Genomic DNA, 13,697 nt, shown 5'->3' on the forward strand with positions numbered 1-13,697 from the left:
CAGCCGGGGCTTTCGTTTGTGACAGCCGCCAAAAGGCAGCAGAATTTCTTAACCTATTGATAGTAAGTCATTAATCTTTACCGGCGCGCTCTGCCAAGGTTCGAAACGGACGTGGAACCGGCAGAAATTTTGGTTAACCCCTGGCCTGATTGCGGCAAAGGTGGGGTAACAATCGGTAAAAAAGCGTGAGTTGGCGCACTTTGTGGCAGGGGTTAATGTGACTGCGACTCGGGGACTCAGGAGGCCGCAAGGTTCGACTGAGAGAGTCCCTCTCATGATGAGAGGCTACTTGGGTGGGTATCTTATGACTTTCAGCCGACAGACAACGCTTGGATCGCAAGCCACCGTGACCGGTGTCGGCGTCCATTCCGGAAAGCCTGTCAGTCTCACGCTTGGACCTGCGCCCGTCGATGCAGGTTATATTTTTGTTCGCACCGGTCTTGAAGGTGCTGATCGCGAAATCCAGGCCGACGCCAAATCCGTTATCGCCACCGAGTTTGCCACCGTGCTCGGCGATCGTGAAGGCCCAATCGTTTCCACCGCCGAACATGTTCTTGCTGCGCTGCGCGGCATGGGCATCGACAACGCCACCATCGAAGTCGATGGACCGGAAGTGCCGATCATGGACGGCTCCGCAGCCGCCTTCGTCGCCGCCATCGATCAGGCCGGCGTTGTGGAGCAGGGCGCCCGTCGCCGCTTCATTCAGGTTCTCAAACCGGTGCAGGTTGCCATCGGTGACTCCTTCGGCGAAATCCGCCCCCACGCCGCGGGCTTCCGCGCTGAAGTCGAAATCAGCTTCGCTAATCCGGCGATTGGCCGCCAGAGCTACGTGCTCGATCTCAATCCCGAATCCTTCCGCCGCGATATCGCCCGTGCACGCACCTTCGGTTGCATGAACGACGTGGCCCGCCTCTGGAGCGCCGGTTTCGCGCTCGGCGCGTCCTTCGAGAATTCCGTCGTGTTCGACGATGACAAGCTGCTCAACACCGAAGGCCTGCGCTACAGCGATGAATGCGCCCGCCACAAGGTACTCGACGCCGTCGGCGACCTCGCGCTGGCTGGTCTGCCGATCCTCGGGGCCTACCGCTCGGTGCGCGGCGGCCACAAGCTCAACAATGCCGTGCTCTGCGCCCTGATGGCCGATCGTTCGGCCTGGAAGATCGTCGAAGCCGATGCCGTCCCCGTCCGCCGCGGCCGCGCCAGCGCCGATGTCACCTCGGGCATGCTTGGCGGCATGATCGCCCCGGCTTTCGGCCCGGACGTTTCCTAAAGATCGGGCTTTCTGGCCTCCTTCTACCCGCTGCAGGTATTTTGCGTTGCGCTTTTGCGCGAGCGCGGACCTTTGCGGGCACCGGGACATCCCCGGTAACCATAACCGCCTGTATCTCCACATCCTTCGCCTTAATCCGGGCGAAATGGCTCCGTATCCGGTTGGTTAACGGATGTCATTCGGGTAGATAGAGCACGCGGTCAAGCGAAGCTGCGGGCGCGTATCCGGTTGGTCCGTGATTGTGCGCGTACCGCGCAGACACCGCATGAAGGCGTCAGGTCTCAGATATATGTCGGCACAGCGCATTACGCTCGAATCCAGCGATTCACTGCTCACCCGTTTCGGCCGCCAGGCGCGGTTCGCCGCGGGTCTCATCGTGCTGGCCGTGCCGCTGAGCGGCTGCGGCACCGGCGCGATCTGGGACAAGTTCGGCACCAAGGACGACACCTTCGTCGAGGAGCCCGCCGACAAGCTCTACAATGAGGGCTTGTACCTCATGAACCAGAACAAGGACCCGAAGGCCGCCGCGAAGAAATTCGAGGAAGTCGATCGTCAGCATCCGTATTCGGAATGGGCGCGCAAGTCGCTGCTGATGTCGGCCTATGCGGCCTATGAATCCGCCGACTACGACACCTGCATCGGCTCGGCCACGCGCTATGTCACCCTGCATCCCGGCAGCCCGGATGCCGCCTATGCGCAGTATCTGATCGCCGCCTCGCATTACGACCAGATCCCGGACATCTCGCGCGATCAGGGCCGCACCGAAAAGGCAATGGCTGCGCTCGAGGAAGTGGTCCGCAAATATCCGACCTCGGAATATGCGACCTCGGCCAAGAAGAAGCTGGAAGGCGCACGCGACCAGATTGCCGGCAAGGAAATGGAAATCGGCCGCTACAATCTCGACAAGCGCAACTACACCGGCGCCATCAACCGCTTCAAGACCGTCGTGACGCAGTACCAGACCACGCGTCACGTCGAGGAGGCGCTGATGCGCCTGACCGAGGCCTATATGGCGATCGGCGTGGTCGGCGAGGCGCAGACCGCTGCCGCCGTGCTTGGCCACAACTTTCCTGACAGCAAGTGGTACAAAGACGCCTACAATCTTGTAAAGTCCGGCGGTCTCGAGCCGAGCGAGAACAAGGGGTCTTACCTGAGCAAGGCCTTCAAGAGATTTGGCCTCGGTTAGGAACTGACCTCCCATGCTGGCCCGTCTGTCGATCCGTGACATCGTCCTGATCGAACGGCTCGATATCGAGTTTTCCCGTGGTCTTGCAGTGCTGACCGGTGAAACCGGCGCCGGCAAATCCATTCTTCTCGATGCGTTTGCGCTGGCCCTCGGCGGCCGCGGCGATGCCGGTCTGGTGCGCCACGGCGTCGAGCAGGGCCAGGTGACGGCCGTGTTCGATCTCGCCAAGGGCCACCCGGCGCTGGCGATTCTCAAAGACAACGGCTTCGACGACGATTCCGGCGAGATGATTCTGCGCCGCGTGCAGCTGGCTGACGGCCGCACCCGTGCCTTCATCAACGATCAGGCGATCTCCGTGCAGACCATGAAGGCGGTCGGTGCGGCTTTGGTCGAGATCCACGGCCAGCACGACGAGCGCGCCCTTGTGGACGCAGCCACGCATCGCCGGCTGCTCGACGCTTTCGCCGGGCTGGAGAAGGACGTCACCGCGCTGGAGACACTCTGGGACGCCCGCAAGTCCGCTTATGCGGCCCTTGAAAGCCATCGCGCCAATATGGAGCGTGCCGCCCGCGATGCCGACTATCTGCGCCACGCCGCGGACGAGCTGAAGAAGCTCAATCCGAAGGACGGCGAGGAGAGCAAGCTTGCGGAGCGCCGCACCGGCATGATGCAGGGCGAGAAGATCGCGGCCGATTTACGCGAGGCGCAGGAGGCTGTGTCCGGCCATCATTCGCCGATTTCGTCGCTGGCTGCCGCCGTGCGCCGGCTGGAGCGCCGCGCCGGTTCATCGCCGTCGCTGGTCGAGCCCGCGGTGAAAGCGATCGACGTCGCCATCAACGCGCTGGAAGAAGCCGACCAGCATCTTGCCGCCGCGCTCATCGCCGCCGATTTCGATCCTGCCGAACTCGAGCGCATCGAGGAACGGCTGTTCGCGCTGCGCGGCGCGGCGCGGAAATATTCGACACCGGTCGACGGGCTCGCCGCGCTGGCCGCGAAATACTTTGCCGATGTCGCCACCATCGATGCCGGCGCCGGCCAGCTCAAGGGACTGGAGAGCGCGGCGTCAGAGGCCGACAAGAAGTATAGCGCTGCGGCGACCAAGCTTTCGGCCGCGCGCATCAAGTCCGCGGAGAAGCTCAACAAAGCCGTCATCGCCGAACTCGGGCCGCTCAAGCTCGAACTTGCCAAGTTCATCACCCAGGTCGACAGCGATGCGGCGACGCCGGGTCCGCACGGCATCGACCGCGTCGAGTTCTGGGTTCAGACCAATCCCGGCACCCGTCCGGGCCCGATGATGAAGGTCGCCTCCGGCGGCGAACTCTCGCGCTTCCTGCTGGCGCTGAAGGTCGTGCTGTCCGACAAGGGCTCCGCGCCGACGCTGGTGTTCGACGAAATCGACACCGGTGTCGGCGGCGCGGTGGCCGACGCCATCGGCGCCCGCCTGGCGCGGCTCGCGGGCAAGGTCCAGGTGATGGCCGTCACCCACGCCCCGCAGGTGGCGGCTCGGGCCGACCAGCATCTGCTGATCTCCAAGGACGCCCTCGACAAGGGCAAGCGCGTGGCGACGCGCGTCAACACGCTGGCCGAGGATCACCGCCGCGAGGAAATCGCGCGCATGCTGGCGGGCGCGGAGATTACCGCCGAGGCGAGGGCCGCGGCAGAGCGGTTGCTCAAGGGCGCGGCCTGATCCAAGCTGTCATTCTGGGGCGTTCGGCTCTTGGCGAGCGAACCCGGAACCGCGACGTGCGCCTTGTTTCACCATTGTACTCCGTCATGCCCGGCCTTGTGCCGGGCATCCACGTCTTTACAACAGCGCTTCAAGGCGTGGATGGCCGGGACAAGCCCGGCCATGACGAACATCGGTGACCGCGTATGGCAAAACCCCCAAAAACTCCCTCCGACATCTCCACGCTGACGAAGCCCAAAGCGAAGATCGAGCTGATGCGGCTGTCGCTGGAGATGGAAGCGCACAACAAGCGCTACTATCAGGACGACGCACCGACGGTGTCGGATGCGGAATATGACGTGCTGCGTCGCCGGGTCGAGGCGATCGAAGCCAAATTCCCCGATCTGGTCACCGGCGCGTCGCCGACACAGACGGTCGGCGCAGCGCCCGCGCGCGGCTTTGCCAAGGTGCAGCATGTGGTGCCGATGCTGTCGCTGGGCAATGCGTTCAGCGATGAGGAAGTGACGGAATTCGTCGAGCGCATCCAGCGCTTCCTCAAGCTTGATGAAATCCCCGCCATCGTCGCCGAGCCGAAGATCGACGGTCTGTCGCTGTCGCTGCGCTACGAGAATGGCGAGTTGATCCGCGCCGCCACGCGGGGCGACGGTTTTACGGGCGAGGACGTCACCGCCAATGTCCGCACCATCAAGGACATTCCAACGACGCTGAAAGGCAAGCACATCCCTGCCGCCTGCGAGCTGCGCGGTGAGGTCTATATGCTGAAGAGCGACTTCCTCGCGCTCAATAAGAAGCAGGAAGAGGCCGGCGACACCGTCTTCGCCAATCCCAGAAATTCCGCGGCCGGCTCGCTGCGCCAGAAGGACGTGGCGATCACTGCGTCACGTCCGCTGAAATTCTTTGCCTATGCCTGGGGCGAGATGTCGGACTATCCGATGGCGGAGCCGACCCAGCACGCGATGATCGCGTGGCTGGACAAAGTCGGCTTCACCGTCAATCCTGAGATCACCTCGTGCAGGAGCGTTGATGACGCGCTGGCCTTCTATCGCCGGATCGGCGAGATCAGGGCCAAGCTCGGCTATGACATCGACGGTGTCGTCTACAAGGTCGACCGCATCGACTGGCAGGCGCGCCTCGGTTTCGCCGGCCGCGCGCCGCGCTGGGCCATCGCGCATAAATTCGCGGCCGAGCAGGCGACCACGGTGCTGGAAAAGATCGACATCCAGGTCGGCCGCACCGGTGCATTGACGCCGGTAGCGCGATTGACGCCGATCACGGTGGGCGGCGTCGTGGTGTCGAATGCGACGCTGCACAATGCCGACTACATCAAGGGCATCGGCAATGACGGCCAGCCGCTGCGCGACGGCGTCGATATCCGCGAGGGCGACACGGTGATCGTGCAGCGCGCCGGCGACGTCATCCCGCAGGTCGTCAATGTCGTCCTCGACAAGCGCCCGAAAAGCGCAAAGCCGTATGAATTTCCCACCAAGTGTCCGGTCTGCGGCAGCCACGCGATCCGCGAGAACGACGAAGTCGTCACGCGCTGCACCGGCGCTCTGGTGTGCCCGGCGCAGGCGGTCGAGAAGCTCAAGCATTTCGTCTCGCGGCTGGCCTTCGATATCGACGGCCTCGGCGACAAGCAGATCCAGGAATTCTACGACGAGGGCATCATCATGCATCCCGTCGATATCTTCACGCTGGCCAAACGCGACGAGCGCAACACCAAGAAGCTGCGCGACCGAGAAGGTTATGGCGAGACCTCGGTGCGCAACCTGTTCGCCGCCATCGATGACCGCCGCAAGATCGAGCTCAATCGCCTGATCTTTGCGCTCGGCATCCGCCATATCGGCGAAGGCAATGCCAAGCTGCTGGCGCGACACTATGGATCATTCACCGCGTTTCGCGATGCGATGCTGGCCGCGGCTGCGGGGCAGGGCGCCGAGGAGAATACGTCCGAAGCCTATGCCGATCTCAACGCCATCGACGGCGTCGGTGAAATCGTCGCGGACGCGGTCGTAGAGTTCTTCGCCGAGAAACGTAACGTCAAGGCTCTCGACGAATTGCTTGGCGAGATCGAGGTGCTCGATGTCGCACAGGCCAAGACCGATACGCCGGTCGCGGGCAAGACGGTGGTGTTCACGGGCTCGCTGACCAAGTTCACGCGTGATGAAGCCAAAGCCGGTGCCGAGCGCCTCGGCGCCAAGGTCGCAGGCTCGGTGTCGAAGAAGACCGACTATGTGGTGGCCGGCGAGGATGCAGGCTCGAAGCTCACCAAGGCGCGCGATCTCGGCGTGGCGGTGCTGACGGAAGACGAGTGGCTGGTGCTGATCGGGGGGTAGGGGCGGTCGGGCTCGGGCATTTTCCGGCGCGCCTCGCTCCACACTCGTCATTCCGTGCGTCGTCTTAGCTCGTCATTCCGGGGCGCATGAAAGCCGCAACGCCGCTGAAATGCGAACCTCAGCCACTCCACTTGGAGTGGCGAGGCTCCCGTTGACAGCCTTTCCACCAGGTTTATATTCCCCTCTTTCCTGCCCCACCGAGAGGGGCGATCGCGATCGTCACGTTCGCGGGGTGGGATGCGGTGGACGCCGGAGATGCGGCGTCACGCGGTTCATGGGGGAACGTCTGTCTTCGGGCAGGACGGATCTGCGCCAGCACTGCCACTGGCAGGGAGACGGCCGGCCTTGGGATGGAAAGACTCCTGGACAGTGTGACGGACGACCAAATCGAAACGCGTTCGGCCCAGTCGCTTGAGGCTCCCTTCCCATCGCCTTGGGACTTTAATTCGGTGATCGGATCGTTCGCTGAGGCAAAGTGCAAGCAACCGAAAAAACACCGCAGGCGGAACGTCGGGCACTTGCTCGACGCCTCCGCAAGTCCTGATGCACACTAGATTGCGGAAGACCGCATCGCATCAGGCCCAAGGGTGCAACGGGCACCTGGCGTTCCGCACGCCCTCTCACAAGGGGGCGCGGGAATGCAAGAGACGACGGCGCCCCGCGCCGTAAACAATGGGGGCGATGACGCATGTCTGAAGCGCAGTGGCTGTTTGACAGTTGAATCCGTGAAGACGTGACGCGCTATCGGCGCCACCCACGCCGTCATGCGCTGGCTTGTCCCGCGTATCTACGTCTTGGCGACAAAGGAAGACGTGGATGGCCGGAACAAGTCCGGCCATGACGTGGAGAGAAAAGCGCTCCTACAACAACCCGCTCTCTTCGCCTTCGGCCTTCTCGATCATCTCTTCCGTCACCACCACCTTGCGGCGGGGGACCAGAAAGATCATCGCGGCTGCGCAGCCGCAGGACAGCACGACGAGCGCAATGTTGAGCGGCACCGGCGTTGCGAAATGGCCGCCGAGCCAGGCGCCGAATTGCGAGCACAGCGAGCCCAATCCCATCTGCAGGAAGCCCATCATGCCGGATGCCGTGCCCGCGGCCTGCGGACGAATGCTGAGGGCGCCGGCAGCGCCGTTCGACATCACGAAAGCATTGCCGAACATCACGATCATATGGGTAAGGAACAGCCAGGCCGGATTCTGGTTCAGGCCGGTGAGACCCCAGATCACGTTGAGCATGGCGCCGCCGAATTGCAGCGCGAGGCCGAACCAGATCAGTTGCTCGATGGTTCGGCGCGGCGCGAACCGCACGCAACAGAGATTGCCGACGAGGTAAGCGAGGCCCGAGGTCGCGAACCATGCGCCATATTCGGCCGATGTGCGGCCCATCTGCGTGACCACCACATAAGGGCCGCCGCCGGCAAAGGTGAAGATGATCCAGGAGGCGACGACATAACAGAGGAGATAGCCGATGAAGGTCCGGCTGCGCAGCAGCACCCGGGAGTCGGCGATAAAGCCGCCGCCGGCCGCGTCGCTGGTAGCGCGCCGTCTTGTCTCCGGCAGAAAAAAAGCGATGGCCAGTGTCACGACAACAGACGATGCGGTCACCACATAGAAGATCGCGCGCCAGCCGAAGCCGGTTTCGAGCAGACCGCCGGCGAGGGGGCTCAGCATCTGCGCGATCATCATGACCGCGATCACGAGACTGATCATCGCGCCGACGCGCTCGCGCGGATAAAGATCCCTGATGATGGCGCGGCTCATCACCATGCCCGTCGCGCCGCCCAGCGCCTGAAAGAAACGTGCGGCGATGAGTTGCGGCAGCGTCAGCGCAAAGCTGCTGCCGATACCGGCGATCACCATCAGGCCGAGGCCCGCAAGCAGCACCGGACGCCGGCCGAACTTGTCCGACAGCGGTCCCATGATGAGCTGCGAGAAAGCGAGCCCGACCATGTAGAGCGACACCGTCATCTGCGCGATGGAAATGTCGGCGTCGAAGGTGCGTGCGAGTTCGGGAAGCGCCGGCACCAGCATATAGAGCGAGATCGGCGCGATGCCAGTCATCACCACCAGCAACAGCAGCATCACCCGCGATGTGGAGAGGTCGACGACGTCGACTTTGGGAATGGGCGGGCTGTAATTCACGTGGTGGCTGTTCTCTTGCTGTTATTGCGGCTGAACCAGCGGCTCGGTCGCGGTTTCGAGCCAGCTCCGCGTCGCTTCATCGTCGAGCAGCGGCATCACCTCGCAACGAACGCGAGCGTGATAGTCGTTGATCCATTTCAGTTCGCGCTTGCTGATGCGATGGGTGTTGATCAGTCGGCGGTCGATCGGCGCCAGCGTCAGCGTCTCGAATTCATTCATCGGCTGCTCGGCGCCCTCGATATGGGCTTCGACCACGAGTTCGAGATTCTCGATGCGAATGCCGAAACCGTCGGTCTTGTAGTAGCCGGGTTCGTTGGAGAGGATCATGCCGCGCTTGAGCGGCGTGGTGCCGAGCTTGGAAATGCGCGCCGGGCCTTCGTGCACCGACAGATAGCTGCCGACGCCGTGGCCGGTGCCATGGGCGAAGTCGAGGCCGGCATGCCAGAGGAACTGCCGCGCCAGCGTATCAAGCTGCGCGCCGGTGGTGCCGTCGGGAAACGCGGCGCGTGCGATGGCGATATGGCCGCGCAGCACGCGCGTAAAACGATCGCGCATCTCGTCGGTCGGTTCGCCGATGGCGATGGTGCGGGTGACGTCGGTGGTGCCGTCTTCATATTGCGCACCGGAATCGATCAGCAGAAGGTCGCCCAGCGCGATACGGCGATTGGTCTTGCGGGTGACGCGGTAATGCACGATGGCGCCGTTCGGGCCAGTGCCGGCGATGGTCGGAAACGAGACATCCTTCAGCGCGCCGGTCTGGCGGCGGAATGTCTCCAGCGCCTCGACGGTGTCGATTTCGGTGAGCTTGCCCTTCGGCGCCTCCCGGTCGATCCAGGCGAGGAAGCGCGCCAGTGCCACAGCATCGCGGCGATGTGCGGTCTGCGTGCCCTTGATCTCGACGGGATTCTTCACGGCCTTCAGCAGAGCAACGGGATCGGCGCCGCGCATGGGCTTGCCGCCCGCGCCTGTGATCAACCGGCTCAGTGCATCGGCCGCCGTCGCATTGTCGAGCGCAATGGACGCGCCGGAGGCAGCGAGCTCTGCGAGCGCCGACGTCAGCGCATTCGGCTCCTGCACATCGGCCGAGACTTCAAGATGGTTGCGCGTGCTGTTGGAGAGCTTGCGGTGGTTGATGAAGATCTGCGGCCGGCCGTGTTTCGGTACCAGCGCATAGGACAGCGGCAGCGGCGTATGCGAGACATCCGCGCCGCGGATGTTGAAGGTCCAGGCGACCGCATGGGAATCCGACAGCACCAGCGCATCGACGCGCAAGCGCTCCATCTCGCCGCGGATCTGGGCGAGCTTGTCGGCCTCGGAAACGCCGGCATAGTTGAGCGGGTGAATCGATACCGCGCCGAGCGGCGGCGCCGGGCGCTCGGCCCACACCGAATCGAGCGGATTGCTGTCGACCGCGACGAGTTCGGCGCCGGCCTTGGCGCAGGCGGCCGCCAGCCGTTCGGCTGCCGCAGAAGTGTGCAGCCACGGATCAAATCCGAGGCGATCCTCGGGCTTCAGGTGGTCGGCGAGCCAGCTTTCCGGCGGCGGCTCGACCAGCGACTGAATGCTCCACGCATTCACATCAACTTGTTTGGCGGCCTGCAGCGTATACCGGCCATCTACGAACGCGGCGGCTTCCTGCAGCAGCACGATCGCCATGCCGGCCGATCCCGTGAAGCCGGTGAGCCAGGCGAGCCGCTCGTCGGAGGGCGGCACATATTCGTTCTGCTGCTGATCTGCGCGGGGAATCACGAAGCCTGTCAGTTTCCGCCGCAGCAATTCCTCGCGAAATGCGGCCAGCCGCGCAGTCAGCGCCACACCGCTTTCGGGCTCTTCGAACGTCTGGAAATGGGCTTCGAACATCGCCGGATCATCCTATGGGTGCGCTGTCAGGCCTGCAATCGAGGGGCAGGGTTGCGCAGATTTGGCACAAGTTATGCTTAAAATTATGATGGTTGTGTTCAACCGGATGGAACAACGTCCCCCGGCTTGTGTTGTCGGTGCGATGCTTGGCCATTCAGAGTGTCTCAACTCAACGAAGAGGGGATACACCATGCCTGCTTTTACGTTCGAGAAAATTTCGCCACCCGCCACGCTTGGCCATTCCCAGCCCACCCAGGCGCAGTCCACCCAAACTCCCCCCAGTCAGCCAAATCAACGCAGCGGTATCATCCAGATTCTGGGTCGTTTCGTCGAAGCCCGCGTGACGCGCGTCGAGCGGCTGGAAAATGCGACGCTTCGTCGCCGCGACGTGTCGCCCCCGAAGTAGCAAAATCAGCCGTCAGCTTTAGCCAGATCGCCCGTCGTTATTCCGGAGTTCGGAAAATGGCGAAAGGCGTGTCAGCCTGCGCGCTGCATCAACAGGCTGCTCCAGCCCTCAACGATCTGATGCTTGCGTAGCACAAGCCCGCGGGCGCGATACGCGGCGATCACGCTCATCGCCTGATGCGGCAACAGGCCGGACAGGATCACCATTCCGTTGCGCGTGAGATGCCGGCTCATGTCGGTCGACATCGCGCGGAGTGGATTGGCGAGGATGTTTGCGAGGATCAGATCGAACGGTGCGCGATCGCCGAAGGCCGGCGACGAGAAGCCCGTTGCGCAAACGGTATCCACGAGATTACCGACGCCGTTGAGCCGCATATTCTCACGCGCCACCTTCACAGACATCGGATCGATATCGGTCGCCAGCACGCGCCGTTTCGTGGCCTTGGCTGCAGCGATGGCCAGCACGCCCGTGCCGGTACCCAGATCGAGCATCCGTTTCGGCGCCTTCGCGCGCAGCACATAATCGAGATAGATGAGGCAGCCGCGCGTGGTGCCGTGATGGCCGGTGCCGAAAGCGAGTGCGGCTTCGATCTCGATCCCGAGTTGATTGGGCCGTACTTGGTCCCGGTCATGCTGGCCATGGACGATGAAGCGGCCGGCGCGCACTGGCACCAGACCCTTGAGGCTCTCCTTGACCCAGTCCTTGGCCTCGATGCTGTCGAACACGATGCTCGCCGCCACGGTGTCATCTGAGGCAAGGCTGACGAGCTCGCGGATCGAGGCTTCGTCCGGCGGATCGGCGAAATGGACGGTGACGTCCCAGCGGCCCTCGGGGCTCTCGAATGCAGCAATCGCGGCCTGTCCTTCCTCGAAACTCTCGGTGAGAAGATCGACGATGCGCTTGGCGCTGAATTCGTCGCCGACGGCGAAGGTGGCGCGGCTGGTTCCTTGGGGCGTGGTCATCGCGGGTCCGGGTGGCGTCGTGAACAGGGTCTGCACAGCTTAGGCGCGCTTGGTACAGGGTTTATACCGGCGGGGATACAGGGGCGATACAGTGGCGATGCACAGGGTTATAAGCTGATTATACCGCTGTACTCCCGAGCTTACGCACAGGCTTGTTCAGGACCCATCCACTGCCTATGCACAGGCTTATCCACAGGATGTCCTCAGCCGAACAGCGCCCGGTAGTCCCTGAGGATCGCCTTGGCCGCATTGTGACCGGGGGCACCCGTGACGCCGCCGCCGGGATGTGCACCCGAGCCGCAGTGATAAAGGCCCTTCAGTGGTCCGCGGTAATCCGCATGGCCGAGCATCGGGCGGGCCGAGAACAGCTGGTTCAGCGAGAGCGCGCCATGGAAGATGTCGCCGCCGAGCAGGCCGAAGTCGCGCTCCAGATCGAGCGGTGACAGCGCCTGCCGGCCGATGACGCTGGCGGCAAAGCCGGGTGCGTAGTCGTCCACCGTCTTGATCATCAGGTCCGCGACCTCGTTCCGATGGTCATCCCATGATGCGCCGTTGGGGAGTGTCGGTGCAACATGCTGGCAAAAGAGACTGGCGACGTGCTGACCCGGTGGGCTGAGGCTGTCATCAAGAGTGGAGGGGATCAGTACTTCGACAATCGGCTGGCGGCTCCAGCCGTGCTGCTTCGCATCGAGCCAAGCGCGATCCATGTAGTCGAGACTCGGCGCTATGATGATGCCCGCCGAGAGATGGTCGCCGTCGCCAGGCAGTGCGGTGAATGAGGGCAGAGTGCTCAGCGCAACATTCATGCGGAACGTGCCGGAGCCGTTGCGCCAGCGGCGGATGCGATCGAGGAACGGCTTGGGCAGCGCATCCGCCGGCATCAGCCGTGTATATAGCAGCTTCGGATTGACGTTGGAGGCGACATATTTCGCGCGGATACTCTCGCCATTGTCGAGGATGACGCCGACGACCTTGTCGTTCTCCACGAGGACTTCGCGCACGCCGTTGTCGAGTTCGATCTGCACGCCGTGCGAGCGTGCCGCGGCGGCCATGGCCTGCGTTATCGCGCCCATGCCGCCGATGGCGTGGCCCCAGACACCTTTCTTGCCGTTCACCTCGCCAAAGGCGTGATGCAGCATCACATAGGCCGAACCGGCGGCATAGGGGCTCGCATAGTTGCCGACCACGGCATCGAAGCCGAACAATGCCTTCACCAGATCATGCTCGAACACATCGTCCAGCATCTCGCCGGCGGAGCAGGTGAACAGATCGAGCAATACGCGCTGCTGATCGATGGTCAGTGCGTTGAGAATCTTCGCGGTGCCGAGCGCATTGATGGCTTCGCTGATCGCGCCGAGACCGAAACCTTGAACGACGTTCGGCGGTGAGCGCAGCACAAAGTCCCTGAGCACGTCGGCAATGACTTCGAGCTCATGCGAGAACATCCCGATCCGCTCGGCATCGCGCGCACTGAGTTTGGCGATCGACTGTTGCGTGCGGCCTTCACCTGTCAGGAGATAGCTGCCGTCCGGTGCGGGAATGAAATTCTGCGCCTTGCGCTCGACGATCCGCAGGCCGTGTTCGGCGAGCTTCAGATCAGAGGCGATCTGCGGGTTGAGCAGGCTGACAGTGTAGGCCGCGACCGAATTGCGGAAGCCGGGGTGAAACTCCTGCGTCACCGCGGCGCCGCCAACCACGGAACGTCGTTCGACCACCTTCACGCGCAACCCGCTCATGGCGAGATAGGCCGCGCAAGTGAGGCCGTTATGGCCGGCGCCGATGATCAAAACGTCGGTGTCTGACATGTCCGCTTCAACAAAGCCTGCTAGAGCGTTTTCTTGCGAAG

Annotated in this window: 9 protein-coding genes; 5 read left to right on the forward strand and 4 right to left on the reverse strand. The window is 63.2% G+C overall.

The window, feature by feature from the left end; genetic code table 11:
- Nucleotides 1–304 precede the first annotated feature (304 nt).
- The 4 genes from lpxC (at nt 305) to ligA (ending at nt 6,479) form a co-directional block, all read left to right on the forward strand.
- Nucleotides 305–1,270: a UDP-3-O-acyl-N-acetylglucosamine deacetylase gene (gene lpxC / locus AB8B20_RS30400; RefSeq protein ID WP_439070822.1), complete on the forward strand. Its 966-nt coding sequence runs from the start codon at nt 305–307 to the stop codon at nt 1,268–1,270.
- Nucleotides 1,271–1,559: 289 nt separating this feature from the next.
- The gene (gene bamD / locus AB8B20_RS30405) at nt 1,560–2,456 is read left to right on the forward strand and encodes an outer membrane protein assembly factor BamD (RefSeq protein WP_439072982.1); all 897 of its coding nucleotides are present in this window, start codon (nt 1,560–1,562) and stop codon (nt 2,454–2,456) included.
- 13 nt (nt 2,457–2,469) lie between these two features.
- A complete protein-coding gene (gene recN, locus AB8B20_RS30410) occupies nt 2,470–4,143 on the forward strand; it encodes a DNA repair protein RecN (RefSeq protein ID WP_439070823.1) in 1,674 nt (557 codons plus the stop codon).
- A gap of 185 nt (nt 4,144–4,328) precedes the next feature.
- Nucleotides 4,329–6,479 carry an NAD-dependent DNA ligase LigA gene (gene ligA / locus AB8B20_RS30415; RefSeq protein WP_439070824.1) on the forward strand — a complete coding sequence of 717 codons (2,151 nt, stop codon included), beginning with the start codon at nt 4,329–4,331 and terminating at the stop codon, nt 6,477–6,479.
- A gap of 860 nt (nt 6,480–7,339) precedes the next feature.
- On the opposite strand, the gene AB8B20_RS30420 is transcribed toward ligA, so the two are convergent.
- Nucleotides 7,340–8,563, reverse strand: a complete 1,224-nt coding sequence (locus tag AB8B20_RS30420) for a multidrug effflux MFS transporter (protein WP_439072983.1) — start codon at nt 8,561–8,563, stop codon at nt 7,340–7,342.
- Nucleotides 8,564–8,644: 81 nt separating this feature from the next.
- Nucleotides 8,645–10,483, reverse strand: coding sequence for an aminopeptidase P family protein (locus AB8B20_RS30425; protein ID WP_439070825.1), 1,839 nt, complete (start codon nt 10,481–10,483; stop codon nt 8,645–8,647).
- Between the two features lie 190 nt (nt 10,484–10,673).
- Here AB8B20_RS30425 and AB8B20_RS30430 point away from each other — a divergent pair, with 190 nt between their 5' ends.
- On the forward strand, nt 10,674–10,889 hold the full coding sequence (locus AB8B20_RS30430; RefSeq protein ID WP_439070826.1) for a hypothetical protein: 216 nt from the start codon (nt 10,674–10,676) through the stop codon (nt 10,887–10,889).
- Nucleotides 10,890–10,960: 71 nt separating this feature from the next.
- Here AB8B20_RS30430 and AB8B20_RS30435 read toward each other — a convergent pair whose 3' ends face one another.
- Nucleotides 10,961–11,851: a 50S ribosomal protein L11 methyltransferase gene (locus AB8B20_RS30435; protein WP_439070827.1), complete on the reverse strand. Its 891-nt coding sequence runs from the start codon at nt 11,849–11,851 to the stop codon at nt 10,961–10,963.
- A 203-nt stretch (nt 11,852–12,054) separates the two neighbouring features.
- Nucleotides 12,055–13,656 (reverse strand): phytoene desaturase family protein, encoded by a 1,602-nt coding sequence (locus AB8B20_RS30440; RefSeq protein ID WP_439070828.1) that lies wholly within the window; start codon nt 13,654–13,656, stop codon nt 12,055–12,057.
- Nucleotides 13,657–13,697 lie beyond the last annotated feature (41 nt).

It is taken from the genome of Tardiphaga sp. 866_E4_N1_4 (assembly GCF_052076075.1).
Classification (GTDB): Bacteria; Pseudomonadota; Alphaproteobacteria; order Rhizobiales; family Xanthobacteraceae; genus Tardiphaga; species Tardiphaga robiniae.

Excerpts from the sequence above, each read along its gene's own strand:
- lpxC (WP_439070822.1), top strand. The coding sequence starts at position 305 with ATGACTTTCAGCCGACAGACAACGCTTGGATCGCAAGCCACCGTGACC.
- bamD (WP_439072982.1), top strand. The coding sequence starts at position 1,560 with ATGTCGGCACAGCGCATTACGCTCGAATCCAGCGATTCACTGCTCACC.
- recN (WP_439070823.1), top strand. The coding sequence starts at position 2,470 with ATGCTGGCCCGTCTGTCGATCCGTGACATCGTCCTGATCGAACGGCTC.
- ligA (WP_439070824.1), top strand. The coding sequence starts at position 4,329 with ATGGCAAAACCCCCAAAAACTCCCTCCGACATCTCCACGCTGACGAAG.
- AB8B20_RS30420 (WP_439072983.1), bottom strand. The coding sequence starts at position 8,563 with ATGCTGCTGTTGCTGGTGGTGATGACTGGCATCGCGCCGATCTCGCTC.
- AB8B20_RS30425 (WP_439070825.1), bottom strand. The coding sequence starts at position 10,483 with ATGTTCGAAGCCCATTTCCAGACGTTCGAAGAGCCCGAAAGCGGTGTG.
- AB8B20_RS30430 (WP_439070826.1), top strand. The coding sequence starts at position 10,674 with ATGCCTGCTTTTACGTTCGAGAAAATTTCGCCACCCGCCACGCTTGGC.
- AB8B20_RS30435 (WP_439070827.1), bottom strand. The coding sequence starts at position 11,851 with ATGACCACGCCCCAAGGAACCAGCCGCGCCACCTTCGCCGTCGGCGAC.
- AB8B20_RS30440 (WP_439070828.1), bottom strand. The coding sequence starts at position 13,656 with ATGTCAGACACCGACGTTTTGATCATCGGCGCCGGCCATAACGGCCTC.